Origin of the sequence: Cohnella sp. AR92 (assembly GCF_003990975.1) — a bacterium.
Taxonomy (GTDB): domain Bacteria; phylum Bacillota; class Bacilli; order Paenibacillales; family Paenibacillaceae; genus Cohnella.
On the sequence record NZ_RZJR01000006.1, the window covers coordinates 152326 to 177628 of the forward strand.

At 53.2% G+C, this 25303-nt stretch carries 31 protein-coding genes; 25 read left to right on the top strand and 6 right to left on the bottom strand.

Annotated elements, in window-relative coordinates:
- The first annotated feature begins 70 nt into the window (after positions 1 to 70).
- Positions 71 to 1282, top strand: a complete 1212-nt coding sequence (locus ELR57_RS11135; RefSeq protein ID WP_126959145.1) for a GNAT family N-acetyltransferase — start codon at positions 71 to 73, stop codon at positions 1280 to 1282.
- Between the two features lie 100 nt (positions 1283 to 1382).
- On the opposite strand, the gene ELR57_RS11140 is transcribed toward ELR57_RS11135, so the two are convergent.
- Both ELR57_RS11140 and ELR57_RS11145 read right to left on the bottom strand, forming a co-directional pair.
- The gene (locus ELR57_RS11140; RefSeq protein WP_126959146.1) at positions 1383 to 1853 is read right to left on the bottom strand and encodes an Hsp20/alpha crystallin family protein; all 471 of its coding nucleotides are present in this window, start codon (positions 1851 to 1853) and stop codon (positions 1383 to 1385) included.
- Entirely contained in the window at positions 1850 to 2047 is a 198-nt protein-coding gene (locus tag ELR57_RS11145; protein WP_126959147.1) for a spore gernimation protein GerPD, read from the bottom strand. Before ELR57_RS11145 ends, ELR57_RS11140 begins: the two co-directional genes overlap by 4 nt.
- 194 nt (positions 2048 to 2241) lie before the next feature.
- On the opposite strand from ELR57_RS11145, the gene ELR57_RS11150 reads away from it, so the two are divergent.
- The 7 genes from ELR57_RS11150 to ELR57_RS11180 all read left to right on the top strand — a co-directional run bounded on the left by ELR57_RS11150 (position 2242) and on the right by ELR57_RS11180 (position 4626).
- Complete coding sequence (locus ELR57_RS11150; RefSeq protein ID WP_126959148.1) at positions 2242 to 2538, top strand: spore germination protein; 297 nt, start codon at positions 2242 to 2244, stop codon at positions 2536 to 2538.
- Positions 2535 to 2759: a spore germination protein GerPB gene (locus tag ELR57_RS11155; protein ID WP_126959149.1), complete on the top strand. Its 225-nt coding sequence runs from the start codon at positions 2535 to 2537 to the stop codon at positions 2757 to 2759. The genes ELR57_RS11150 and ELR57_RS11155 overlap by 4 nt, the downstream gene beginning before the upstream one ends.
- 36 nt (positions 2760 to 2795) lie before the next feature.
- Positions 2796 to 3434 (top strand): spore germination protein GerPC, encoded by a 639-nt coding sequence (gerPC, locus tag ELR57_RS11160; protein ID WP_126959150.1) that lies wholly within the window; start codon positions 2796 to 2798, stop codon positions 3432 to 3434.
- A complete protein-coding gene (locus ELR57_RS11165) occupies positions 3434 to 3607 on the top strand; it encodes a spore gernimation protein GerPD (protein WP_126959151.1) in 174 nt (57 codons plus the stop codon). The genes gerPC and ELR57_RS11165 overlap by 1 nt, the downstream gene beginning before the upstream one ends.
- Positions 3608 to 3615: 8 nt before the next feature.
- Complete coding sequence (locus ELR57_RS28605) at positions 3616 to 4014, top strand: spore germination protein GerPE (RefSeq protein WP_126959152.1); 399 nt, start codon at positions 3616 to 3618, stop codon at positions 4012 to 4014.
- A gap of 64 nt (positions 4015 to 4078) precedes the next feature.
- Positions 4079 to 4294 carry a spore germination protein gene (locus ELR57_RS11175; protein WP_126959153.1) on the top strand — a complete coding sequence of 72 codons (216 nt, stop codon included), beginning with the start codon at positions 4079 to 4081 and terminating at the stop codon, positions 4292 to 4294.
- Between the two features lie 35 nt (positions 4295 to 4329).
- Positions 4330 to 4626, top strand: a complete 297-nt coding sequence (locus tag ELR57_RS11180; RefSeq protein WP_126959154.1) for a hypothetical protein — start codon at positions 4330 to 4332, stop codon at positions 4624 to 4626.
- 82 nt (positions 4627 to 4708) lie between these two features.
- On the opposite strand, the gene ELR57_RS11185 is transcribed toward ELR57_RS11180, so the two are convergent.
- Positions 4709 to 6067 (bottom strand): TrkH family potassium uptake protein, encoded by a 1359-nt coding sequence (locus ELR57_RS11185; protein WP_126959155.1) that lies wholly within the window; start codon positions 6065 to 6067, stop codon positions 4709 to 4711.
- 157 nt (positions 6068 to 6224) lie between these two features.
- Here ELR57_RS11185 and ELR57_RS11190 point away from each other — a divergent pair, with 157 nt between their 5' ends.
- Both ELR57_RS11190 and ELR57_RS11195 read left to right on the top strand, forming a co-directional pair.
- On the top strand, positions 6225 to 6818 hold the full coding sequence (locus tag ELR57_RS11190) for a YdeI/OmpD-associated family protein (protein WP_126959156.1): 594 nt from the start codon (positions 6225 to 6227) through the stop codon (positions 6816 to 6818).
- A 122-nt stretch (positions 6819 to 6940) separates the two neighbouring features.
- Entirely contained in the window at positions 6941 to 7249 is a 309-nt protein-coding gene (locus ELR57_RS11195; RefSeq protein ID WP_126959157.1) for a hypothetical protein, read from the top strand.
- Between the two features lie 51 nt (positions 7250 to 7300).
- On the opposite strand, the gene arsC is transcribed toward ELR57_RS11195, so the two are convergent.
- Both arsC and ELR57_RS11205 read right to left on the bottom strand, forming a co-directional pair.
- The gene (gene arsC / locus ELR57_RS11200) at positions 7301 to 7726 is read right to left on the bottom strand and encodes an arsenate reductase (thioredoxin) (RefSeq protein WP_126959158.1); all 426 of its coding nucleotides are present in this window, start codon (positions 7724 to 7726) and stop codon (positions 7301 to 7303) included.
- A gap of 29 nt (positions 7727 to 7755) precedes the next feature.
- A complete protein-coding gene (locus ELR57_RS11205) occupies positions 7756 to 9048 on the bottom strand; it encodes an arsenic transporter (RefSeq protein ID WP_126959159.1) in 1293 nt (430 codons plus the stop codon).
- Between the two features lie 184 nt (positions 9049 to 9232).
- On the opposite strand from ELR57_RS11205, the gene ELR57_RS11210 reads away from it, so the two are divergent.
- From ELR57_RS11210 to ELR57_RS11265, 12 genes are all read left to right on the top strand, one after another.
- Entirely contained in the window at positions 9233 to 9583 is a 351-nt protein-coding gene (locus ELR57_RS11210; protein WP_126959160.1) for an ArsR/SmtB family transcription factor, read from the top strand.
- 40 nt (positions 9584 to 9623) lie between these two features.
- Positions 9624 to 10427 carry an arsenite methyltransferase gene (locus ELR57_RS11215; protein ID WP_126959161.1) on the top strand — a complete coding sequence of 268 codons (804 nt, stop codon included), beginning with the start codon at positions 9624 to 9626 and terminating at the stop codon, positions 10425 to 10427.
- Positions 10428 to 10569: 142 nt separating this feature from the next.
- Positions 10570 to 11244: a class I SAM-dependent methyltransferase gene (locus ELR57_RS11220; protein ID WP_126959162.1), complete on the top strand. Its 675-nt coding sequence runs from the start codon at positions 10570 to 10572 to the stop codon at positions 11242 to 11244.
- 120 nt (positions 11245 to 11364) lie between these two features.
- Positions 11365 to 12393, top strand: a complete 1029-nt coding sequence (locus ELR57_RS11225; RefSeq protein ID WP_126959163.1) for an AraC family transcriptional regulator — start codon at positions 11365 to 11367, stop codon at positions 12391 to 12393.
- 50 nt (positions 12394 to 12443) lie between these two features.
- On the top strand, positions 12444 to 13238 hold the full coding sequence (locus ELR57_RS11230) for an SDR family NAD(P)-dependent oxidoreductase (protein WP_126959164.1): 795 nt from the start codon (positions 12444 to 12446) through the stop codon (positions 13236 to 13238).
- 167 nt (positions 13239 to 13405) lie between these two features.
- Positions 13406 to 13912 (top strand): DinB family protein, encoded by a 507-nt coding sequence (locus ELR57_RS11235; protein ID WP_126959165.1) that lies wholly within the window; start codon positions 13406 to 13408, stop codon positions 13910 to 13912.
- A gap of 140 nt (positions 13913 to 14052) precedes the next feature.
- Positions 14053 to 14805, top strand: a complete 753-nt coding sequence (pdaA, locus tag ELR57_RS11240) for a delta-lactam-biosynthetic de-N-acetylase (protein WP_238162503.1) — start codon at positions 14053 to 14055, stop codon at positions 14803 to 14805.
- Positions 14806 to 15032: 227 nt separating this feature from the next.
- Complete coding sequence (locus ELR57_RS11245; protein ID WP_126959166.1) at positions 15033 to 18152, top strand: efflux RND transporter permease subunit; 3120 nt, start codon at positions 15033 to 15035, stop codon at positions 18150 to 18152.
- Complete coding sequence (locus ELR57_RS11250; protein WP_238162484.1) at positions 18149 to 19483, top strand: VTT domain-containing protein; 1335 nt, start codon at positions 18149 to 18151, stop codon at positions 19481 to 19483. The genes ELR57_RS11245 and ELR57_RS11250 overlap by 4 nt, the downstream gene beginning before the upstream one ends.
- A 13-nt stretch (positions 19484 to 19496) precedes the next feature.
- Positions 19497 to 20048, top strand: coding sequence for an RNA polymerase sigma factor (locus ELR57_RS11255; protein WP_126959167.1), 552 nt, complete (start codon positions 19497 to 19499; stop codon positions 20046 to 20048).
- A complete protein-coding gene (locus tag ELR57_RS11260) occupies positions 20045 to 20536 on the top strand; it encodes an anti-sigma factor family protein (RefSeq protein WP_126959168.1) in 492 nt (163 codons plus the stop codon). The genes ELR57_RS11255 and ELR57_RS11260 overlap by 4 nt, the downstream gene beginning before the upstream one ends.
- 57 nt (positions 20537 to 20593) lie before the next feature.
- Positions 20594 to 21406 (top strand): hypothetical protein, encoded by an 813-nt coding sequence (locus tag ELR57_RS11265; RefSeq protein WP_126959169.1) that lies wholly within the window; start codon positions 20594 to 20596, stop codon positions 21404 to 21406.
- Here the strand turns inward: ELR57_RS11265 and ELR57_RS11270 are convergent.
- Complete coding sequence (locus tag ELR57_RS11270) at positions 21381 to 22262, bottom strand: LysR family transcriptional regulator (RefSeq protein WP_126959170.1); 882 nt, start codon at positions 22260 to 22262, stop codon at positions 21381 to 21383. The genes ELR57_RS11265 and ELR57_RS11270 overlap by 26 nt on opposite strands.
- A 120-nt stretch (positions 22263 to 22382) precedes the next feature.
- Here ELR57_RS11270 and ELR57_RS11275 point away from each other — a divergent pair, with 120 nt between their 5' ends.
- The 3 genes from ELR57_RS11275 to ELR57_RS11285 all read left to right on the top strand — a co-directional run bounded on the left by ELR57_RS11275 (position 22383) and on the right by ELR57_RS11285 (position 25187).
- On the top strand, positions 22383 to 22868 hold the full coding sequence (locus tag ELR57_RS11275; RefSeq protein WP_126959171.1) for a nucleoside deaminase: 486 nt from the start codon (positions 22383 to 22385) through the stop codon (positions 22866 to 22868).
- Positions 22869 to 22980: 112 nt separating this feature from the next.
- Positions 22981 to 24504, top strand: a complete 1524-nt coding sequence (locus tag ELR57_RS11280) for a sensor histidine kinase (protein ID WP_126959172.1) — start codon at positions 22981 to 22983, stop codon at positions 24502 to 24504.
- Entirely contained in the window at positions 24501 to 25187 is a 687-nt protein-coding gene (locus tag ELR57_RS11285; RefSeq protein ID WP_126959173.1) for a response regulator transcription factor, read from the top strand. Before ELR57_RS11280 ends, ELR57_RS11285 begins: the two co-directional genes overlap by 4 nt.
- Positions 25188 to 25303 lie beyond the last annotated feature (116 nt).

Sequence of the window (25303 nt, forward strand, 5' to 3'; positions counted from 1 at the left end):
TTGGGGTATGTTGGGAATTATCGAAAAATAAACTTTCATCCATGAATGAGCAGCAGAATCGAGGATTTCTATGAGCAGGGTCAAACAACTAAAGATAAGAAATGTCGGGTTGGAGCATCTCGAACAATACAATCAGCTTCTTAGATACGTCTTCCAAGTGACTTATCGGGATCTGCATCAGATCGGATGGGAAGAGCAGGAGATCATTCGCGCCAAGTCCCCCGTGCTGGAGCAGGCGGACGTGATCGGTTGGTTCGACGGGGACAAGCTGATCAGCCAGGTTGCGGTATACCCGATGAAGGTGCGCATCTTCAACAAGACTTACTCCATGGGGGGATTGACCGGGGTCGGTACCTATCCGGAATATGCCAATCAAGGACTCATGCATAAATTGCTCGTTCAAGCGCTGGAGAAGATGAAGAGCAAGGGGCAGTCCATCTCTTACCTGTATCCTTATTCCATCCCTTATTATCGCAGAAAAGGCTGGGAGATCATCTCCGACAAGATCACCTACGAAATAAGCGATTATCAATTGCCGAAGAACAAGCAGGTGTCCGGCGATATCGAACGGGTGCCGGTGGAGAGCGAGCAAGTGAGAAAAGCCTACGAGCGTTTCGCTACGCAGACCCATGGGGCTCTGCTCCGCGACAGCTTGGCCTGGAATGAATATTGGCTGTGGGATCCGGACGACATGATGGCGGCCATCTACTATAATTCGGACGATCAGCCCGACGGCTATGTGCTATACCGGATCGCGGACGAGGTTTTCCATATCAAGGATATGATTTTCGTGAATGAAGAAGCCCGGAGCGGTCTTTGGAACTTTATCAGCGCCCACTTCTCCATGATCTCGAAGGTGGTCGGCAATACGTTTACGGATGAGCCGTTGGCGTTCCTCCTGGAGGATGCGGACATCAAAGAAACGATCTCTCCTTATTACATGGCCCGAATCGTAGACCTGGAGCAGTTTATCTCCGAATATCCGTTCAAGCCGGACACGATGGATCGGGAGTGGACCTTTACGTTGGACGATCCGATGCTTGCCTGGAATCAAGGGGTCTGGCGTCTTAGCATTACCGCGGAGGGGCGGGGCAACGTCGCTCGCGTCTCGGAGAGAAGCGCCGACAAGATCGACATCCAGACGATGACGACGATGCTGCTAGGCTACAAGAGACCGGACTATCTGCACAAGATCGGACGCATCGCGTGCGCGCCGGAGACGGTCGATATGCTGGAGGATGCCATCGAGCAGCAAACCCCGTATTTCTCCGATTATTTCTAATGACGTTAACGACGATATCGAAGGTAACGGCATTGTTAATGAAGTAAATAGCTCTTCACAAGCGCAATCCGCAACCGGTTCCGGTTGCGGATTGCGCTATTTATTTCGTGAATTTCACATTCACTTCCTGAAAGTAATCGTCTATCGTTTGCTTGCGCATATGAAGCTGCAAGATGCCATTCTTGTACACCGCAACGCAGCTCTCCGGAACGACATGGGACGTTAGCTTAATGTTCTTTTTGGAATTGCTGTCCGGCAAGCCCTCCAGCCGGACTCGGTCGACTCCCGCCGTTACTTTAACGTTCTTAGCCTCGTTTTCCGTTAAGTGTACTTTAATGATGACGTTCTTGTGGGTTTCAAAAACTTCCATCTGAAGCCTGGATGGATTCTGCGAATGGGTGGAGAGCGTCTTAGGCATATATTGAGTCATGGCGTCCTGGACGTATTTCTCGATCCACGCCAAATCGTCCATTTTCTCGAGAAGATTAAAAGGGAAGTTCTTGCCGAACGGCAGATTGAAAAAATCCCGGTCCATGCCGCGGTTCGGGTCGCCGCTTTTCGAATCGCTCAAGGTGTCATCCCCTTTTCTTCCGAGTAGGTAAGGGGCACATGCGGATTGAATATAAGAGAATCTGTAGGCGTATCGAAGTAGGACGAGGTCACGATAGACTCCGCATCGCCGATCAGGATCAGCGATGTCGCCCCGGCGTCGCCCAGATCCATTTTCCCGATGAAGATGCATTTGTTCTCGACCGTCATTCTCATGTTCGGATTTCCGCCTTTCGTGCCGCAATATGCGAGGGTACCCGCCGACTGTCTTCTAATCTATGCAGCATATGGGCGGGGAATGAATATCCGATAAGCGAAGATCATATTATGCATTAAATGTAGCCGCGAATTTCTTATCCGTTTCGGGGGTATTCGAGTGAGCAGGCCCGGAACAATAAGGGTGTGGGATCATGCCGGCAATCGTTGGCGCCGTAAATATTATCGCGATCGATGGAATATTCACTATCGGCGACGTAGGGACCATTGCTCCGGTAGGTTTTTTTAAGACCTTTGCGGGCGGAGGATCTTTTAACGCGGGAGAGACGGTAAACATCAGTAATTCGCCAAGCGTATTCAACGTGTACGGGAACGAAGTGTTCGAACAGAATATCGTTGCCAACCGAACCGAACCGCGAGACGGGCAGGAGAAGCTATCGACGGCTTCGGAGCCATCCGACGGTTCAGAGCAGGAGGACAACCGAACATGAATTTATTCGTGCATCAGAACATTACCATTCATAGCTTAAAGGTCGAGGGCATATCGAATTCCTCGGTTCTCCAAATCGGGAGCGCCGGCCTTATCAAGCCGTTATCCCAGCTGTTCAACACCGGGGGCTTCACGAAGTCGGCCCCGACGACGGGCGGCCTTCCTTCGATCGTTCCGTTAATCCCTTTGTCGCCGGTCATCAATCTTCCTACGCGCTCCTGATAAGCTCTCGATTATTTCTTCGAAAGGTGGATTTGAATGCAAACGCCACAAACGCCCCAGGATATCCTCAGTTATCTGCGGCAATTAAACGGCTACCTGTACCAGCAGCATCAACAAATCCAACAAATCGATACGAAGCTGAACGAGCTGCTTCAGGAGATCAAACGAATAAACGAGAAAAATGCCGAGCCCCCCGTCAATCGCAATGAGTACCGGTTCGATCTGCTCAAAATCGAACGGTTGGAGGGAACCCTGAACATAGGAATCAATCCCAAAGCATCGGATACGGATATGAATATCGAAGATTTCGCCATCGCCCAGTCGCTAGAGGTTCCATCGTTGATAGAGAATCAGCATCCGGGCGTCTTTCCCGGAATTCAGCAGCTAGTGAACGAATATTTGGACAAAGAAGCCTATGATTACCTTAAGCAATTGGAGCTTAAATACAATCTTCCTCTAACCGACACCTACAGGACGTTCATTGTCGAGGACGTGAAGAAACAGATCGACGCCCGAATCCGCGACTATCTGAAGCGCGTTCATCCCGAGGACGCAGGATCGCCCGAGCAAATATCCACGATCACGCAAGCCGTCTACGAAGATGTGAAGCGCGACGTCCAGAATGCCTTCGAAGCCTATTTAACCAATCTAAACCGGAAGGAGAAGGGAATCTGATGCTGGAATACACCGTCGTCAACGGCAAAGTCACGATCGGCGCGTTCAAAATGTTTATTATCTCCACTTCGACTACGCTAATGGTCGGAGACGTAAAAACCGTCTCCTTATACAGCGCGTTCGAAGGACCTCCGGAAAGGGTTATCGTCGGCGCAACGCTGCCGACGGCTTAACCGGCAGGATGGTTCCGAATCCAGGGAAAGGCAGAGTCTCGTCCATTGGCTACTTCAGTCTAGTTGCCGTAGGGGGCACGAGTGTCGTTGAGATTGGAGATTCCAACGCCATAACCCCGGTCAGTCATACCATAGCCGTACAACGGGAGAAGGCCCACTTTTTCCCGTATGTCGAATTTTTATTCCGCGATTATTCGATCTTCTTCCGTCCGGTCACTCTGCCGGCAACGGAACCCGTTCAAGTGACGACCATCAATGAATGCTCCGTCATCGAAGTTCAGTCCTTCGATCTGTTCCGTACCTTGTCCAGCAGCGTCGTTCATTTCGGATCGAGCGAAATTCTGATGGGCGATTCACGAATTAAACATGTTCGTCATTTATTAAGGGAGAGGCCAGAGAGCCTATGATTGTCTTCATGTAAATAGGACCTGCAGCCGTTTACGGCGAAGCCCCTAAAGAGGGGGATCCACCATGCCATCACTTGTCGGTTCCGTGAATGTCAATAGCAACTCCGGGGTCATTAACTTCGGCGACACCTTAAACATATCCCCGAAGAGCGCAACCAAAGAGGTTACCGGCCAGGGGGGCGGCAACATCGGCAATGTCGTGTTCACCCTGAACGGCGCCAATATCAATAATACGCTGGACCCCGATATCGCCGATCAAGCCATGGCCGGTAATGCGTAACGCCGCTTCGATTCCGATGAAAGGAATGGATTCCAATGGAATTCAAGCATGTGACGACGGACAGAAGCTGGATCGGGCTAAGGGAGCCGTTCGAAAAGCATTTCCCATTCATCGACCCAAAGCGATGGACCGAAATCATGAATGAATTTCTCGCCTCCCAAGCGGTCGCGGATCCCGATATCGTCTCTCTCTATTACAATAACAGTTACTTTGGGATCTCCAAGAATACCTTTGAGAACGTGTTGGGAACAAGCCAGACTCCGGAATGGGAAGAACGGGAGGAAGAGACCGGTTTGATGCCGGTTGAGTTAGACTTGACCGAAAGCGACTAGTTGGCAAGAGATCGCTCATAAGACGAATGGGGACCGCCGGCGAATCCGGCGGTTATTGATGCCATTATCGGATTCCGGGCGCTTAACCTGTCATAACTCGCTCCGCCGGATAGTTGAACTTAGGCGCCTTGCGGTTGCCGCCGATGAGGTACAGGCACGAGGTCAAGCCGATTCTTCCCATGAACATCAAGGCCATTAGAATGCCCTTCGCGATGGGACTCAGCTCCGGCGTGATTCCGGTCGACATGCCGACGGTACCGAAAGCGGAGCACACCTCGAAGATGACGGCCAACAGCGATTCGCGATCGGTTATGCAGATGGCAAGAATGGATAAGCTGCAGAGGAGAAGGGCGAGAACCGTAATCGCCAAGGACTTAAGGATGTCGTCCGGATGGATCTCCCGCTTGAACGCCTTGATCTTGCGATAGCCTTTGGCATACTGGTAGACAAACAGAACGTTCAAAGCGAACGTCGTCGTCCGGATTCCTCCGCCTACCGAATTCGGAGATCCCCCGATAAACATGTAAGCGCTCATCAGGAGAAGGGTGGGCATCGTCAGGTCGTCGATATCCAGGGTAGTAAGCCCGGCGCTCCTTGTCGTCGTGGATTGGAACAAGGCATAGAACAGACCGGCATGCCATGACATCCCTTTAAAGGCGTGCCCGATCTCCAACAGCCAGATCAGGATCGCGCCGATTGCCAAGAGAATTCCGTAGGTGAAGGTAGTCATTTTCGCAAACAGCGAGAAGCGGTACGGCGACCCTGCCGTTTTTCTTTTGGCGAAGAAGGTCTTGACCTCGATCAAGACCGGGAATCCGATCGCTCCGAATATGATTAGCGCCATCGTGACGAGCTGTACGACATAATCCCCCGCATAGGGCACGAGGGAGTTGCCCGTAATGTCCATTCCGGCATTCGTCGTGGCGCTGACGGAAGCGAACAACCCCTGTAAGAGCGCTTCTTCGACAGTAGGATAATAACGCAGGAAGCGGATCCCGAATATGACGGCTCCCGCCAGCTCGGTGATAAGAACGAACTTCAGAATATCCGTCACTAGGGAGACCAGGCCGGATAACGCGAACTGATTGTTGTCGACCATGATCAGCTGTCGTTCGCGCAAGCCGATCCTGCGGCCGGTTAGAATCCAGAAGAACGTGCTCATCGCCATGATCCCGATTCCGCCGAATTGAAGAATGAACATGATGACGAAATAACCGAACGCGCTGTAGGTATCCGCCACGTTAAAGACGCTTAGCCCGGTGTCGCTGACGATGCTGACCGACATAAATACCGTGTCGAAGAATGAGACATTCACTCCGGGCTTGCGAACGGCGGGCAGGCTCAGCAAGAGAATGGCAATAGCTACAGCCAATAAATAATAGCCGGCAATCACTTGGGCAGGGGACCGCTTCTCAATCCATCGCCTCGTTCGGATCCACATCGCGAGCAACTCCCTTGAGGGCAGCGTAATAACTACTGCTTTCGTTTGCCCCCATTCGAAAACGAATATACCAGATAGTGGAGATCGTGGATTGACACGACACCAAAAGGTGACCTATAATGCGGATTAAAGCGATGAGGAAGAGGAGCGGACCTTAATGATAGCAGGGGGAAGAAATCCGAAGATCGATCCTTACTTTAACAAGCTCAAGAGTTGGAAAGAAGAATCCGCGCTGCTCCGAGAACTCGTTCTTGACTGCGGACTGGTCGAGGATTTCAAGTGGATGCACCCGTGCTATACGTTAGACGACAAGAACATCGTTCTTATCCACGGATTTAAGGATTATTGCGCGCTTCTGTTCCATAAAGGGGCATTGTTAAAAGATCCCCACGGGATCCTCATCCAACAAACGGAGAACGTACAAGCAGCGCGCCAAATTCGGTTTACCGACCTTCAGCAGATCGAAGAGATGCAGCTGATTATCAAAACCTATATCGACGAAGCGATCGAGATCGAGAAAGCCGGCTTGCAGGTTCCCTTAAAGAAGAATGCCGACTATGCCGTTCCGGAAGAATTGGAGAATAAATTCGTTGAAGTGCCCGAGTTAAAAACGGCATTCGAAGCGTTGACGCCGGGCAGGCAGAGAGCCTATCTTCTGCATTTTGGCAGCCCCAAGCAGTCCAAGACTCGCGATTCGCGGATCGAGAAGTATCTGCCGCATATCTTGAACGGCAAGGGAATGGACGATTAACGATGGCAAATGCAAGCCGAGATCGATGCCGATCTCGGTTTATTTGCACTTGCAACCCGAACTTTTCTTCGTCACAATAGGGGAAAGGTTTAGAAGAGCAATCAAGCGCTGGAGGTCTATCCATGAGTCAACGTTACCGGATCACGAGATCCTTTCAAGAGAATAACCCCGAGCAGACGATTTCTTTAGAAGAATGCTTGCAATATTTTGATTCCAAACCCGACTTCAAGTATGCGCCGGTGTATACCGTCACCGGTCCGGAGAGCACGATGTCCATCGAAGGGAATTTTTTCTTGTGGCACCATGACGGCAAGATCTATCCCTTCCGGCATTATGACGGAGACCTGTACGTTGCGGTATCCATTGAAGCGATCGTTCCCCTGATGATGGAGATAGCGAGCGAGCTTAAAGCAGACATCTCGGAAGGGTAAGAAAATAATAAAAAGCCGACGATCCGCAGAGGGGTCTCGGCTTTTATTCATTTAATTTCCTTGCTCCAAGAACAACTCGATTCTTGCCTTAATCGCATCTCTCACGCCTCGGAATTGGGCCATAATCTCATCTTCCGAGCCTATCGCTTTAGCCGGATCGTCGAAGCCCCAATGCCACTTTGTTACCTTAGGGTTGCTTATGACCGGGCAATGTTCATCCGCATGTCCGCATAACGTGATGACGTAGGCGGCTTGATTCAGAATCTCGGGATCGATCACGTCGGAGGTATTCCCGCCGATGTCGATACCGGCTTCCTTCATGACCTGTACGGCACGAGGGTTTAGGCCATGAGCTTCCAGGCCGGCGCTTCTGACATCGAACCTCTCAGCTCCTAGAGCCTTAAGGAATCCATCCGCCATCTGACTTCGGCAAGAATTGCCTGTGCAGAGGAAGTAAACGATTGGCTTCTTGTTCATCTTAAGATTACCCCTTCGACTCTAAAGTGTTATCCGATTCCATTCAACCGCAAGAACAAACCAATAAGCGTAAGCAAAAGTACGGGAATCGTAAGAACGACTCCTGTCTTGAAGTACGAGCTCCATGAGATTTTGACGCCTTTGCTAGACAGGACATGCAGCCATAGAAGCGTTGCAAGGGAACCGATAGGCGTGATTTTGGGGCCCAGATCCGATCCGATGACATTGGCATAAACGAACGCTTCCCGAAGGACGCCTTCCGGATGGGTTCCCTCGATGGCCAGCGCATTGATCATCACCGTCGGCATGTTGTTCATGATCGAGGAGAGAATGGCCGCGATGAAGCCCGTGCCGATCGTAGCGGCGAAAAGTCCGTGGTCTCCCACCCATTTAAACGCATTGCCAAGTTCATCCGTCAATCCTACGTTCCGAAGGCCGTACACGACGACGTACATCCCGATGGAGAAGATCACGACGGACCAAGGGGCGCCTTTAACAAGCTTCCAGGTTCGTATTTGTCCACTGCGCCTTGCCAGGAGCAAAAAGACGATTGCGGCCGCTCCAGCAATGATCGATACGGGTACTTCAACGATTTCGCTGGTTAAATAGGCAAGAAGCAAAACCGCTAGCACGATCCATGAAATCTTAAATAAATTTTTATCCTTGATGGCGTCGATCGGTTTCTTCAGTTGGGATAAGTCGTAAGAGGACGGTATGCTCCGTCTGTAGAATACATAGAGCACCAGTAGACTTGCCGCCACAGAGAAGAAGGCAGGAACAATCATACGACCAGCGTACTCCACGAAGCCAATTCCGAAGAAATCGGACGATACGATATTCACCAGATTACTCACCACAAGGGGGAGAGAGGCCGTATCGGAGATAAAGCCGCTCGCCATGATAAAGGGGAGGATCATCCGTTCGTCCAGCTTCAGTGCCCGAACCATAGCCAATACGATAGGGGTTAGGATCAGAGCGGCCCCATCATTCGCGAACAAAAAAGCGACTGACGCGCCTAAGAGAATGACATACACAAACATAAGCCGGCCATTCCCGCGAGCCAAACGCGCCATGTGCAGAGCCGCCCATTCAAAGAAGCCGATCTCATCAAGGATGAGAGAGATCAGAATAACGGCGACAAAAGCAAGGGTAGCATTCCATACGATTCCCGTGACATCCCAGACATCGCGTAAATCGACGACTCCGCAAGCCAAGGCAACGACGGCTCCTGCGGTTGCGGACCATCCGATGTTTAACCCCTTCGGCTGCCAAATCACAAATACCAAAGTAACGAGAAAGATGATGGTAGCTAAGGCTAACATGGGTTCTCCTTTCCAACCGTTATGTCGCTTCATGTCCAAACATGGACGATTATATAGGCGGCCAATCTGATTATCAAGAGCTTTGGCTCATTTAATCAAAAATATTTGATTTAGTGTTGACCCTCCATTTTTTGCATGTTATGATCGCTTCATCAAATATATTTGATGTATTGGTGGAATGAAGATGATCAAAGAACTTCCCGTTATTGGGCAAACAGAGGAGACCGTCGATTTTGCGGCCTACGAAGCCAAATTCAAAGCATTGGCCGATAAGAAAAGGTTGCGAATCATGTACGAGCTGACCCAGAAGGGCAGCGTCTGCGTATGCGATCTGGAAGCGATCATGGAGATGCCCCAATCCAAACTGTCCTACCACTTAAAAATCCTGCTCGATGCGGGATTAGTCACCAAAGAGGCCAAAGGAACCTGGAGCTATTACGCGCTAAACCACTCCGAAGTGAACCGTTTGCTCTCTGCCGAGCTGTGCTGTGTTTTCCGCAAAGACGATCGTCAACAAGGGGATTGTTGCTCTTAAATGCAGGTTCTAATTCCAGCGAAGGAGTGATTCCGTTACCATGAGCCAGGTTCAGAATGATGAAGTCCGTAACCATGTTCGCAGCCGATATAAGCAAATCGCGATCGAAAGCGCCCCGACATCAAGCTGTTGTTCGCCTCATCCGTCTGCGTCAAGCTGCTGCGGCACGCCTGATGAAGTCTCCTCTAAACTAGGTTACTCGGAAGAGGAGTTATCCGCCGTTCCGGCAGGCTCCAACCTTGGTCTTGGCTGCGGGAATCCGCAAGCGATCGCCTTGCTGCAGCCCGGAGAAGTCGTTCTCGACTTAGGCAGCGGCGCAGGCTTTGACTGCTTTCTGGCTTCCAAACAAGTTGGGAACTCGGGAAAAGTATACGGGGTGGATATGACGCCGGAAATGGTGAGCAGAGCACGGTACAATGCCCAGAGCAACCATTACGAGAATGTCGAATTCAGACTTGGCGAGATCGAGCATCTGCCGATTGCGGACGGAGCTGTTGACGTTATCATCTCGAATTGCGTCATCAACTTGTCTCCGGATAAGCAACAGGTATTCAATGAAGCCTATCGCGTTCTTAAGGCAGGCGGCCGGTTAGCCGTTTCCGATGTCGTCACGACAGCGACGCTTCCGGAAGAGTTGAAGGGGGACCTCGACTCGCTCGCGAGCTGCGTATCCGGCGCCTCTTCGATCGAAGAGGTGCGGCATATGCTTCAAATAAGCGGATTCTCGGATATCCGCGTGGAACCCAAGGAGGAATCTCGAGAGTTCATCAGGGATTGGATTCCAGGCAGCTCTATCGATGACTATATCCAGTCTGCCGTCATTACTGGAGTTAAAGCTAGATAAATGCTGCTTCGGCACGGCTTGCGGGCTGCGCTTCCTCAATCGATCGCGTTTATAGCAGTGAGAAGCCGTTCCACGCTTGATAGATTCATGCATAAGTTATCAAGAATGGCTTGTCATTCTAGCACTGAAGGAGACGCGATCGATGAGTTGGAATTTCTATAATCCCGTATTTGCTTACGATTCGGGCAATCCGGCTTTGAAGGCACTATCGGCTTGGACGGGCCATCGGCGGTTCGCTTACGATCTGGCCCGGAATCTGAAGCCCCGTACCGTCGTGGAGCTGGGGACGGCGTTCGGCGTCTCCTTCTTCAGCTTCTGCCAGGCAGCGGTCGATTCAGGCGCGGACACCCGTTGCTTCGCCGTCGACACCTGGCTGGGGGACCCTCATGGAGGCTATTACTCCGAGGACATCTACCGAACGGTTAGCGCGATCTCGCAATTCCACTATCCGAATACGGCTACTCTCGTACGCTGCACCTTCGATCAGGCGCTGACCTATTTTCCGGATGCATCGATCGACGTCCTGCATATCGACGGCTATCATACGTACGAGGCCGCCAAACACGATTTCGACACTTGGATCCCCAAGCTCGCCCCGGGCGGAGTCGTGCTGTTCCATGATATCGCGGAGAGAGGGCGCGACTTCGGAGTGTATCGAGTGTGGGAGGGGCTTGCGATCTACCCCAGGATGGAATTCGCCCACAGCCACGGACTCGGCGTTCTATTCCCGAAGGGATGTCCTCCGTCGATGTCCGCTTTGGTCTTGAACGGCCCCGCTTACGCTGCCCATTATGCGCAGTTGGCTCATCTCGGTTAATTCATGGCAATTGCTAAGTTCAGGTGAAGAAGCAGGACAAGTACGATATAATGAGTTGACGCTAATGTCCACGGGATCCGTGGGCTCTTTTATTTAAGATCAAGCTTGGAGGTCGACAACATGATTGCTCCTACCGCAGACCGAATCAAGATTGCGCAGGGATTCTGGACGAGCTTAAGAAGCCTGAATTTGCAGCCCCAAGACGTTGTTCGGCAAGCCAAGCTTCCTCTATCCGTCATCCATGAACCGGTTGTCTCTACCGAGCAATATTATGCGATCTGGCAGGCCTATTCCGATCTCATTGGGGAAGCGGCCAAGGGAATCGTTAAGCTGGCGACAGCTTTCGAAACGGCGCTGTATCCTCCTGCCGCCTTGGCGACTTTCCATGCTCGCAACTACCGGGATGCCTTGAACGGAATGGTACGATATAAGCAAATGTGCCCTCCTGAAAACTTAAGCATTCAGGAAGTAGGCGAGCTAGTCTCTATTGAGCTGCAGTGGCAGCATGCCGAGCAGCCTGGACCGCCGGTACTTCTCGGCATTACGCTCGCTTATCTGCTTGAACTCGGGCGCCGGGGAACAGGCTATCCTCTGAAGCCGATCTCGGTGGAGTTCGTCCAATCCGTAGGCGAAGTTAACGTTCTTGAAGAATTCTTTGGCTGCAGCGTTCGGACAGGAATGAAGCGCAATAGCCTAACCTTTAAGAGCACGGATCTCGAGCGCCCCTTCACGTCGCACAACCAAGAGCTTCTCGAGATTCTGACGCCCGTTCTGGAATCTACTTTGAATGAACAACAACGGCAGCTCTCCTTGAGCGATAAGGTGAAGGCGATCCTATCGAGAAGCATGTCGGGAGGGCCTGCCGACATTCAAGCTGTCGCAAGCGATTTGGGCATCAGCAACCGTACCTTGCAGCGCAGGCTGTCCGATGAAGGCACTAGCTTTAAGCTCCTGATGGCGCAAACCAGACATGAGCAAGCGGTCGCGTATTTGTCGGATCCATCGCTGGAGATTAAAGAGGTCGCTTTTCTAGTCGGTTACGAAGATCAGAACTCCTTCTATCGCGCATTCCGTTCCTGGGAAGGGGATACTCCCGCCAATTGGCGCGTCGCGCAAGAACGTCGGCGTTCCGCGCTAGTTACCAAGTAGCGAAATCGAAGTATCATAATCTCTATCCTACGCATAAGGAGTGCAGCCAGATGGATATGGGATTGAAGAAGATGACGGCTTTGGTAACGGGTTCAACCCGAGGGATAGGCAAAGCGATTGCCATAGAACTTGCTAGAGAAGGAGTTAATGTACTCATAAACGGCCGGAACAACAACGATGTCGAGCGCACGATCTTGGAGATTCAAGAGGCCTTCCCTGATACGCAGCCTCGGAATGCAACGGCCGATCTCGTCGATGAGCGGCAAAGAGAGGCTTTGTTCGAGAAGTTTCCCGAGGTCGATATTTTGGTCAACAGCATGGGCATTTACGAGATCATGGCTTACGACGAGGCAGACGATGCCGTATGGGAAAAGTACTTCCGCACGAACGTGCTGGCGGCCAACAGCTTGTCCAGGTTCTATATGCCGTCAATGCTGAAGAAGGAGTACGGACGCATTATTTTTATCGCAAGCGAAGAGGCCGTCATGCCTTCCGGGCAAATGCCTCAATACGCGATGACCAAGTCGATGCTGCTATCGCTGTCCAAGAGCCTATCGAAGCTGACTCGCGGCTCGGAGGTTACCGTCAACACGATAATGCCGGGTCCGACTCTATCCGAGAACGTGAAGCAGATTATCGAGAGCCTTTACTCGGATGAAGCGATGACCTTCGCCGAGAAGGAGAGGCACTTTATGGCCGCGAACCTGCCTCAATCGGAGATTCAAAGGTTCATTCAGCCTATCGAGATCGGCCGTTTGGCCGCGTTCGTCTGCAGCCCGATGGCCTCCGCCTTCAAAGGATCCCCGATTCGCATGGACGGGGGAATGGTTCCGACCATCTATTAACTTACTTGCGAATACCCATAGGAAGCCGCGCTCTGCGCGGTTTTTTTTTGTAAGGACCGGGAGATAGGAGGCAGGATACCGCTCTGTTTTAGCCATGAATTTAATATGCTTCAATAGTTATGAAGAGTGCTATAATTCTCAATATCTTCATATAGAGGTGACTACGCATGAACCAAAGACCGTTAGAAGAAGAATACGCCGAAGACTTCGGCTATTATATCGGGTTGGTGCCGGAAGGCAACATCATCGACATTCTGCTCGCCCAGGAGAAGCAAATGTCCGAGCTGTTAGCATCGTTGACCGAGAGCCAGGGCGCGTATCGGTATGCGGAGGGGAAATGGACGCTGAAGGAAATCGTGGGCCACATTGCGGACGGGGAACGTGTCATGGCCTACCGCCTTCTCCGGTTCGCAAGAGGGGACCAGACGCCCCTGCCCGGTTTCGACCAGGAATTATTCATGTCTCCTTTCGAAGACTGGACAATCGGGCAAGTGGCCGAAGACTATCGGGCCGTAAGGCAATCGACGATCACGCTGTTACGCGGCTTACCGGAAGAGGCGTGGTCCCGTAAAGGCACGGCCAACGACGTAAGCGTTACGGCGCGCGCTATCGCGTACGGCATCGCAGGACACGAACTTCATCACATGGGTGTCATCCGGAATCGGTACTTATAGACCGATAGGTTGCCAATCAAACGAAGTTCTCAACCCGCTTGCATAATTGGAAAATTCAATGCAAAGAGTAACCCGTATCACTTTGCATTGGGGGATTACGATTGAGACGGAAATTGGCTGTCGCTGTGACCATGTTGGTAATGGTTATGCTGCTGTGCGAAGTGAAACCATTATGGGCGGCCAGCGGAGCCGAGCCTTATCATTTCGGGTTTAAGAAGAGCCGAGGCGGACAGCTGCCATCCATTGCCGAAGAGGGCTTCATGGGCGTCATGCAGAATAACGAAGCCATTTTCTTAGGGGATACGAACAAGAAAGAGCTGTACCTGACTTTCGACAACGGCTATGAGAACGGCTTTACCGGCCGAATCCTTGACGTTCTGAAGGAAAAGAAGGTGCCCGCCGTATTCTTCGTAACGGGCCATTATGTGAGGGAGCAGCCGGAGCTTCTGAAGCGGATGGTCCTCGAAGGGCACTTGATCGGCAACCATTCCTGGAGTCACCCCGATATGACGACAGTCTCGAACGAACAGATCCGGCAAGAGCTGGAGAAGGTCCGCCAGGAGGTCGCCAGACAGACGCCGCAGCAAACGATGAGTTACGTTCGTCCGCCTCGAGGCATCTTCAACAACCGGGTGCTCGGCGTTTGCCGGGAGAACGGCTACACGAACGTCTTCTGGTCGATTGCCTACCGGGATTGGGAACCCAATAGGCAGAAGGGCTGGCAATTTGCGTATTCGAGCGTGGTCAATCAGCTGCATCCCGGGGCGGTCATCCTGCTTCATTCCGTCTCGAGCGACAATACGTCGGCTTTGGGCAAGATTATCGATGAAGCAAGGGCGCAAGGCTACGAATTCAAGCGACTGGACGAGCTTAAGGTGAAGGTTTATCGATAAGCAAATAAGGCGGAACGGGAGAATGATTCCGTTCCTTTTTTTTATTACTCTTGCAGGATAGAATACGAGTACCTTAGAAAATCGAAGGAACAGCGCTAGAGCGGGAGCATTGAAAATATAGGCTTCATAACATCCATAATCCCCCAACGAAAAAAGTTAATCATCGACGAACAAAATAGGCACTTGCGGAGTCCTTTGAGATATACCAACCGAAAGGGGCTTCCCCGATGAACAAATTCATTGCGTCCGTTATGCAACGGTCTACCATTATCCTTATTTTTGTCATTCTCATTCTTGCATGGGGCGGCGCAGCCGCTCTGCAGATGCAGCGAGATTATATGCCCGGAATCACCAACACGACTCTTATGGTTTCCTTGCGCGCCTCATCCTTGCAAGCCAATCAAGTTCAAACGCAGCTGACTTCCAAGCTGGAGGATGCGCTAAAGAGCGTGGACGGGTTATCGAATATCGAGACAACCTCCTACGACGGCGGCCTCTTAATGAATCTGTACTTCCCGATGAACGACAACATGAAGAAAGCGGAGAGCGACACGAAGCAAGCGCTCGCTGCCGTTACGCTTCCGGACGGCGTCAATGCGCCGACGGTGACGAGGCTGACGACAAGCACGTTCCCCATTCTGAGCTACAGCCTCACGGCCGGCAACGGCAAGATCGACGAAACGACGCTGCGTTCCAGCATGCAAACCGGCATCGTCAAACAGTTGAAATCGGTTCCCGGCGTTGCCGACGTCCATACGACGGGCGGAGCAAACAATGGCTACGTCGTTACGATCCGAATGAGAGACCTTGAGAAGAGCGGAATGACGCTGGATGACTTTAACCAATCCGTGTCCGCGGCTCTGCCGAATTGGTCTCAGGGCAACCTCGCGAATATTCGCGCCTCGATTCCGATTCAAGTCCAAAGCTGGGATGCGACCGATCGGGAGCTCGGCAATCTGCCCATCAAGAACAAACAAGGGGACACCGTCGCTCTTGCTGCCGTAGCCGACATCTCTCACTCGCTTACCGACGTCAAAACGGTGTCTCGAACGAACGGGCAGGCTAGCGTAACGATTGACGTCATTAAGACGCCATCGGCGAACCTTATCGATGTCGCCAAGCAGGTCAAAGACAGGGTTGCCCATCTCTCCGACGTGCAGAACGGCGATGTCGCGATGAGTTTGTTATTGGATCGCGCGCATGATCTGAATGCATCCTTGAAGGGGCTCTTAAGAGAAGGGCTGCTTGGCTGCTTGTTCTCGATGATATGCGTGCTTGTGTTCTTCCGCAATATCCGTTCGACCCTCATAATCGCAGTCTCCTTGCCGATCTCGCTCCTTGCGACAACCGCGTTGCTTAAGGCGATGGGCATCACGCTCAACATCCTGACCGTCTCGGGACTCATTGTAGCGATGGGGCGCATCGTGGACGATGCGATCGTCATTCTGGACAATATGTATCGGAGGACGCAAGAACGCAAAGACGGCGACGAATCCCGGATTCGCGTTCTGTCTTCCTCGGTCGTCGAGATGCTGCCGGCCATCTTCGCGTCGACGGCCACGACGGTAGCCGTCTATATTCCGATCGCGATGATCGGAGGGATCGTAGGAGCATCCTATTCCGGATTCGCCTGGTCTGTCGTAATCGCCATTGCCGTGTCCTTCTTGGTCGCTATGCTCGTTATCCCGTCGCTTGCCTATATGGGGTGGAAAGGGAACCAAGCCAAATCCGTCACCTTGGAGCCGGTTATGCGTCCGATTCTTCAAGCGGCGCTCAAGCATAAGAAGACGGTGGTTGGCATCACGTTAGCTCTCCTGATCGGAGCGGCGGCCCTAGCGACGCAACTTCCGTTCAGTCTTCTTCCGAGCACCGCATCCGGCGAAGTGGCCGTCAAAGTCGAGATGCCGAAGGGCAGCACGCTAGCTCAAGTAGACGACCAAGTCAAGCTCGTCGAGAACGCGCTTAAGCAAGACCGGAACGTGGCTTCCTATTCGGCCAGCTTCGGTTCGACCTTCACTCCGCAAGCCGACGACGTGTTCGATCAAGGAGGGGGATTCATTCAGCAGCCGAATGTAGCCAATCTCTCCCTGACCCTGCATGACAAGAAGCATCTGAACTCGTTTATCGCCTCTCTGCAGGACTCGCTGAACCGGATTGCCGGCAAGTCCGTCATTACGGTCTCGAACCAGAACATTGCCGGCGATGACTCGCAGATGAAGATCATGCTGACCGGCGCGGATCAGAAGACTCTCGAATCCGCCGCTCAAACCATCCGTACTCGCCTGGCTTCCATTGACGGTCTAAGCGTGAACGGCAAAGCGGATCTGACCAATGGGGCAACCAAGTATGCCATCCGACTTCATCAAGACCAGATGGAGAAGTACGGCGTCCGTATGGATGAGGTCAACAAAGTGATCGCCCGCTATATGGCGAAAGGCAAGGACTTCGATATCCCGACATCCAAGGGAGCCATCCCAGTCGACGTTTATTTAGACCCCGTTCATTCCGGAAGCGGGGCGAAGTCCGAAGCGGGGACCGAGCAGGCTCTGGCGGCATTATCGGCCGAGACCTTCCAAGCCAAGGACGGGCAATCCGTAAGACTCGACCAGTTCGCAACCATAGGAACGAGCAGCGAGGCGACCTCGATCCAAGAGCGGGACGGACAGCCATTCGCGGTCGTAACCACGCAGATCGTCGCCAGCAACATGAGCAAAGTCTCCAAGCAAGTCCAATCGGCACTCGCTCATACCGAGCTGCCTAAGGGGGTAAGCTACTCGTTGGGCGGAATATCCCAGCAAGTTACCCAGATGATCGAAGAGATGGTCGTTGCCGTAACGGTGTCCATTCTGCTCGTGTTAATGATCATCAGCTTTGTTTTCAAAGGCTTGAAAGCTCCGCTAGCCGTACTCGTCAGCATCCCTCTGGCATGGATTGGGATCGTGATCTCGCTCTATCTGATTCACGGACAATGGAATTTGGCCGCGCTCGTCGGCGTTCTGATGCTGACCGGAATCGTCGTCACGAACGGGATCGTCATGATCGATAAGATCGAACGCAACCGCAGAGAAGGAATGGAATTAAGAGAGGCCGTGATGCAAGGAAGCTTGTCTCGCGTGCGCCCGATCTTCATGACGGCGGGAACGACGGTACTGACTCTGCTTCCGCTGGCATTCTCCCATGAGGGAGACGCCGTCGTATCGCAGACGCTGGGAATCGTCGTGATCGGAGGGATGATCACTTCTACCTTAAACAGCTTCCTTGTCATTCCGATTCTATACGAATGGCTGCAAGGGGCCAAAGCAAAAGCCTTGAACGTTCATCAAGCGCCGATAGGAGGGAAGCCATGACCCACATTAGCGATATGTTGACGCATTTATTGGAGTCTTACGGATACGTTGTTCTCTTCTTCGCCCTTCTGTTGGAGTTGATGGCTTTGCCGCTTCCGGGGGAACTCATCATGACCTACGCGGGACTTATCGTCTATGGCGGACGCCTGAATTGGATAGCCAGCATGGCGATTGCGGGACTCGGAGCTTCGCTCGGAATGACGATTGCCTACGCGATAGGGTATCGGCTCGGTTATCCCTTTTTCCATAAATACGGCGCTCGCTTCCATCTTGGTCCCGACAAGCTGGAAGGGATCTCCAAGTGGTTCGATCGCTACGGAAGCAGAATGCTGGTAATCGCTTATTTTATTCCGGGGATTCGCCATATCACGGGTTACTTCTCGGGAACGACGCGGATGCCTTTTCGCAGATTTGCGGGATATGCCTATACGGGCGCCTTCTTCTGGGTCTTCGTCTTCGTCACCTTAGGGAAGCTGCTCGGGCCGCAATGGCAGGAGTATCATGCAACCATAAACTCGTATATGCTTGCGATCGGTCTCTTAACGGCGGTATGCTATGTAACGATAACGATCATTCGCAAGAATCGTTCGATGATCAAGCAGAAGCTCGACGTCCTCTTGCAAAAGGGGATTCAGCGGTTCCGATCGGCGGGGAAAATACAGCTCCTGATTGGATCCGCATGCGTTCTGTTCCTTGTGTTCTTCTCCTTTACGATCGGACTCATCCAGGATTTCCTGGCACAGGAGTTTACCCGATTCGATCTAGCGGCCGGTTATCTGGTCGAGAGGCTGTTTACTCCGGACTGGATGAGCTCGTTGGAACGCGCAACTCGGATAGGAGCTTACCCTTACTTGTTTATCCCCATGGCCGCTGCCTTGGTCTACATCGCGTTCAGCAGCCGGAACCGCGCGCTGGAGCTCGCGTTCTTCGCTGTCGCGATGGCGGGAGGGGAAGGATTGGATGAAGCCCTTCGTCGATTGTTCCACCGTTTGGGGCCAATCGACAGCTTGTACTCTTTTCCAAGCGAGCAGGTCTTCATGACCGTCACGGTTTACGGCTTCTCCGTTTACTTGCTGCTGCGGCATCGCAAGGAATCTCGTTTTCAAGTGGCAGCCTTCCTCGCGGTCCTTGGCTTGTGCGTTCTGGTTGGGTTAAGCGCGGTTTATACGGGAATGAGCCTTCCGAGCGATGTCGCGGCAGGATTCGTGTTCGGCGGTCTCTGGTTCACGTTAATCGTGGCGACATTGGAGATTTATCGGGCGATTCGAAGCAAACGTTTATGGACGAGACCCAAGCTTGCCATACCCCCATACCTATTATCGTCATCTTAGGGGCTGATCCTGTTTGGACGAAGAGCTTAACCGAATCATTCGGGAGGCCAGAAGAGGGAGCAAGGACGCCTTCGCTATCCTTGTCCATCGATTCAAAGATCATGTGTATCGCTATGCTTACGGGATGATAGGGGATCGCATGGAAGCGGAGGATATCGCGCAAGAAGCCTTTCTGAAGTGCTTCGCGGCATTGCCGCGGCTGGAGAACGAATTCTCGTTCGTCTCCTGGTTGAATCGAATCGTCTCCAATCTGTGCGCGGATCGTCTTCGGAAGCGAAGCAAAGAACGGTTAAAAGCAGCTTCCGTCGAAGCGTTAGACGCTATCGAGATCAGCAGCGCGCAGGAGCAGCAGCGAGTCCGGAATTTGAAAATGACAATCGAAGAGGCCATGAAGCAATTATCATTGGATCATCGTCAGATTATCTTATTGCATGACGTTCAGGGCTTCCGCTATGAAGAGATTGCGCGAATGCTTGAGATTCCCGTCGGAACGGTGAAGTCTAGACTGAATTCGGCCCGGCTCGCTCTCCGTCTAGCCATGAGAAGAGGGGAAGAGGAAGAATGAAGGAACATCCATTCGAATGGATCTCCGCCTACATCGATGAAGAATTGGATCCCGCCGAGCGGCAGCGTATGGACCTCCATCTCGCCCAATGCGAATCCTGCTTCGACTTAGTGACGGAATTAAGGGACATGAAGAACGAGGTCGCGATGCATTATGAACGGATCGAAGCGCCGGAAGGAATGGAAGTCCGCATCCTGCAAGCTGTAGAGGCCGTAGAGAGAAAGCCTTCCACTCTGACGAAGGCGGGTTCCTTGAGCATTCCGCTAATCGGATTAACCGTTCTCGTTGCTTTGTCCTTCTTCTATGGCTCCATCCTTGTAAAGTTAATTACCGTTGCCGTTAAATTCATGGTAACGGCCGCATACGTGGTGTCCCATGTGGCTTCATCCATTCCCGCCGTATGGGTGACGGCTTTGGCGATAGCGATTGGAATCTCCTTGTTATCCGGGTTCTCGCTCCGGCGAATCCTACGAAGCACGACCCAATAGAAAGGGGGAAGTACGCTGCGCAGACTCCTGCAATTGTCCTTGTTGATGTTTATCGCAATGCTCATCTTCCCAATCTCGTCTACCCATGCCGCAAGTTTGTACGACCATCAGGATACGACGGTTCCCGCGGGTCAAACGGTTGTCGACGTTGTCGTCGTCGGAGGCGACGTAACCGTAGCGGGCAGCGTCAGCAACTCGGTCGTGGTCGTCAACGGCGATGTCAACGTGAGTTCGACCGCTCGCATCAAAGGAGTCATCGTCGTGATCGGGGGCCATCTGCACCAAGAAGAAGGCGCGGACGTTACGAATGATATCGTGAGTATCTCCTTCGACAACGCGACGGTCAACAGCCTTATCATCGGCACGGGACTTATTCTCGGACTCGGAGCCTTTAAGCTCGCGGCCAGTTTAATTCTGTTCATCGTGCCCATTCTTATGGTTGCGATCGGGAGAAGGAGAACGGCGGCCGTCGTGGACCGGTTCCGGAACTCGCCAAGGGGCAAGCTGTTCGCCGCAGGCTTCTTTGTCGGCTTGCTGATCTTTGCCGTAAGCGTCGTGCTGCTGCTCACGATCGTCGGGATCCCGTTTATCCTGATCTTCGCTTTATTCCTCTTCATCGCTCTTGGCATCGGGATCACGATCGTCAGCCAAACGATCGGAGAACAGATTCGAATCTTCGAAGACAAGCCCGAATGGGCGAGAGCAGGCGCAGGCGCGATGCTGCTCGTCTCGATGCTGAACGTTCCCTTTATCGGAATGCTGCTCTTCCTGGCGCTGACCCTGTTCTCCCTTGGCGTATCCACTTCCCTAACGGTCTCCTTGTTGAGGAATAGGAAGCGGCCGCTCAATGGCAGCGATACAGATCGATAAAGTTCCGGGCCGCCTTCGACAGGCGATGGTTGCGCAGAGCGACAAGACCGATCGGCGACGTCAATCCGGATTCGCCGGAAAGTCGTCGTCGGATGATCGGATAACCCGGATAATGATGTAGCAGCGATTCCGGAACGATGGAAACGCCGAAGCCGGACGCGACCAAGCTCATCAAGAGAGCGATATCCGAACATTCCCCCCGAAGCTTCGGTTCCAATCGAAGCTCGGAGAACGACTTCAGAATCAAATAATGGACGCCCAGCCCTTGCGTGCTTGGGAGCAGGAGCGGGAGATCGACGACGTCTGCCAGCGAGATCTCCCGTTCGTCCCCAAGCGGATTCTTGTCCGACGAAATCAAATAGAACGGCTCTTGTTCATGATGCAGGACGGTTAGATCGTCCCCAAGCTCAAGGGGCAGCCGGATAAAGGCGAGCTCGACCTCGCGTCCGCGAACCAATCGGCACAGATGGGACGATTCCCCTTGATGGATCTTGTAGGTGATCTTCGGATACTCCCGTTGAAATCCCTGCAGGACGGAGGACAATCCGGAGACGGACAGGGTATTGACTCCGATGGAGAGCTGGCCGTTCAGCCCGCTTCCGACTTCCTTTACCTCCGACTTGGCCGCTTCCATCAGCTCGACCATCTGCAAGGCATACTCGTACAATCGATTCCCCGCTTCGGTCACTTCCAATCGTTTGCCGTTTCTCTCCAGGAGAAGGGCGCCAAGCTCCTGTTCCATCGCCTTCAACTGCTGGCTTAACGGAGGCTGGGAGAGGTGCAGCCGCTTGGCGGCGCCCGAGACCGTTCCTTCCTCCACGATAGCAATGAAGTAGCGCAGCTGCCGAATGTCCAATGCCGATTCCCCCTTCGGATGTATATGCAAAACCTTAGTTAAAGGCGATATAAACAATATTTCTCCTATCGATCTCCTCATGCTACCATGATAGCAGAAGGATTAGAAGGAGGGACGAGCATGATCAACGATATCGATCTCATGCATCTCAGACGCTGCGTCGAACTGGCCGCGGAAGCGCTGGAAGCCGGCGATGAGCCATTCGGCTCCATCCTCGCGGCAGGCGACGGCACCGTTCTGATGGAGGACCGCAATCGCGTGGCGGGAGGAGACCACACGCAGCATCCGGAATTCGCGCTGGCCCGGTGGGCGGCCAATCACCTGACGCCGGAACAGCGGAGCGAAGCGACCGTATATACGTCCGGCGAGCACTGCCCGATGTGCGCAGCCGCCCATGGCTGGGTCGGACTGGGCCGCATCGTATACGCGAGCTCGTCCGAGCAATTGGCCGGATGGCTTCGCGAGTTAGGCGCGGCGGAACCGAAGGTGCGTACGCTGAGGATCCAGGACGTTATTCGGGACACGCCGGTCGAAGGACCGGTTCCGGAGCTGGCGGAGCAAGTGAAGGAACTCCATCGCCGGATGCGGTCCGCGCCGCAAGCATAAAGCGAAGAACCGCTTCTCGCCGGCGAGAGGCGGTTTCTTTGTTCGGTTAGAGCACGAGCTCTCTGCGAGAGATATTCGTACCGGGGAACCGGAAGAAAAGGGGGAGAAGCGGATGTCCATTCGGGTTCGGCTGCTGCTGAGCTTCGGTTCGGTGCTTGCGGTCGCCGTCGTTCTTCTGCTGATGACCTCGTATTTGCTGTCCGTTGCCATAACGGGCGATATGAGAAGCATCAGCAGCTTCTACAAAATCCATTATTCCCTGCATCCGTTAACCGACGAGGAGGAAACGATCTTCCTGGATCTAAAGTATTTGGCCAAGCAGGATCCCGGACGACTGGCGGACGACGCTTTATTGGCGGATTACGACGGACAGCTGAAGATGGTTCAGGCCGGTTTGTTCGTCAAGAGAGACAATAAGCTGCTCTATTCGTCGCCGTCGATCGGGGAACCGAAGATGCTGTCGGCTCTGCCCGGTTATGATGCCGACAATCTCTCGATCCGAAGTACGCTGAACGTCGGCAATCGGTTTTTCTCCTATGCGAAATTCGACTTTCCCTATCCGGACGGTACGCAAGGGAGCTTATATGTGATGAAGGAGCGAAGCCCGTTCGCGGAGCTTGTCCGAACGCTGCTTCCGATTCTTGGGGTCGTGCTGCTAGCCGTCATCATGCTGACCGGCTTGCTTCTCTACCGGTACATCACCAGGACGATGATCCGTCCTTTGGAAGTATTGAAGCGTTCGGCCGACCAGATCAAGGAAGGGGATCTGCAATTCGAATTGAAGCCGCAGTCGCGAGACGAGATCGGGCAGCTGAGCCAATCGTTCGAAGAGATGAGGCGAAGGCTGAAGGAATCGATCCAGCTTCAGCTTCAATACGAGGAGAATCGCAAAAGCTTGATCTCCAACATCTCGCACGATCTTAAAACGCCGATCACGACGATCAAAGGGTACGTGGAAGGCATTCGCGACGGGCTGGCCGATACGCCGGACAAGCTGGAGAAATACGTCGGTACCCTCCATGCGAAAGTGACCGACATGGGGCGCCTGGTCGACGAACTGCTGCTCTATTCCAAGCTGGATTTAAGGCGCGAGCCTTATTCGTTCGAACGCGTCGACCTGATGGCATTCGCTCGCGATGCGGCGGAAGAATCCGCGCTAGAGCTGGAGGGCAAAGGCTTCATCGTCGATCTGGACGTCGCGTCTCCGGGACCCCTGTTCGTCATGGCCGACCGTTCGAAGCTGATGCGCGCTCTCGGCAACTTGATCCAGAACAGCGTGAAGTTCATGAACCGGGAGGAGAAGAGGATCGGAATTCGAGTGGGAACCGAAGGAGCCCATGCGCTGTTGGCCGTAGAGGATAACGGACCGGGCATTCCCGCCGAATCGCTGCCCTTTATCTTCGAACGATTCTATCGCGGGGATGCGTCCCGCAACAGCGAAACGGGAGGCAGCGGCCTGGGGCTGGCCATCGCCAAACAGATCGCGGAGGGACACCGCGGTTCGATCGAAGCCGTGAGCGCCTCGGGGGAAGGCGCCAGAATGATCATCCGTCTTCCGCTGGCCGACACGGGAAGCGCCGCCGACGCGGCTATTGGCTTACAGACTACCAAGAAGAGAAACGGGGCAGACGGATGAAACGAATCTTGATCATCGAGGACGAGGTCGCGATCGCGGAGCTGGAACGGGATTACTTCGAGCTGAACGGCATGCGGGCGGAGCTCGCCCATGACGCTCCGCAAGGGCTGGAGATGGCGCTTAAGGACGGGTTCGATCTAATCGTTCTTGACCTGAATCTTCCCGGAGCGGACGGGCTGGAGCTGTGCCGGCAAATTCGGAACAAGCTTGACGTCCCGATCCTGATCGTCTCCGCGAGAAGCGAGGAGATCGATAAGATCCGCGGCTTCGGGCTCGGAGCGGACGATTACGTCACGAAGCCGTTCAGCCCGAGCGAGCTGATCGCAAGGGCCAAGGCTCACATGACAAGATACGAGCGACTGGCTGGAAGAGCCTCCGACCCGGAGCAGCTTCGCATTCGCGAGCTGACGATCGACCGGTCCGCGAGAAGAGTTTACGTCCGGGGAGAAGAAGTCGTTCTGACCGCGAGGGAATTCGACGTGCTGTCGTTCATGGCCCAGCATCCCAATCGCGTGTTCAGCAAGGAGGATTTGTTCGAACGGCTCTGGGGGCTCGAATCCGCCGGGGATATCTCGACCGTGGCCGTGCACGTCCGGCGGGTCCGGGAGAAGATCGAGGCGCTGCCCTCCGATCCTCAATTCATCGAGACGGTATGGGGCGCGGGATATCGCTTCACGGTCTGAGCGCTACGATCGAGCGACGCAATTGTTATGTTCCCGTTCATAAATTGTTAATCTCCTCTATCGGGATTGTTCAACTCTTGGCGTTAGGATGAAGAAGAGCCAAGCCATGACGACAA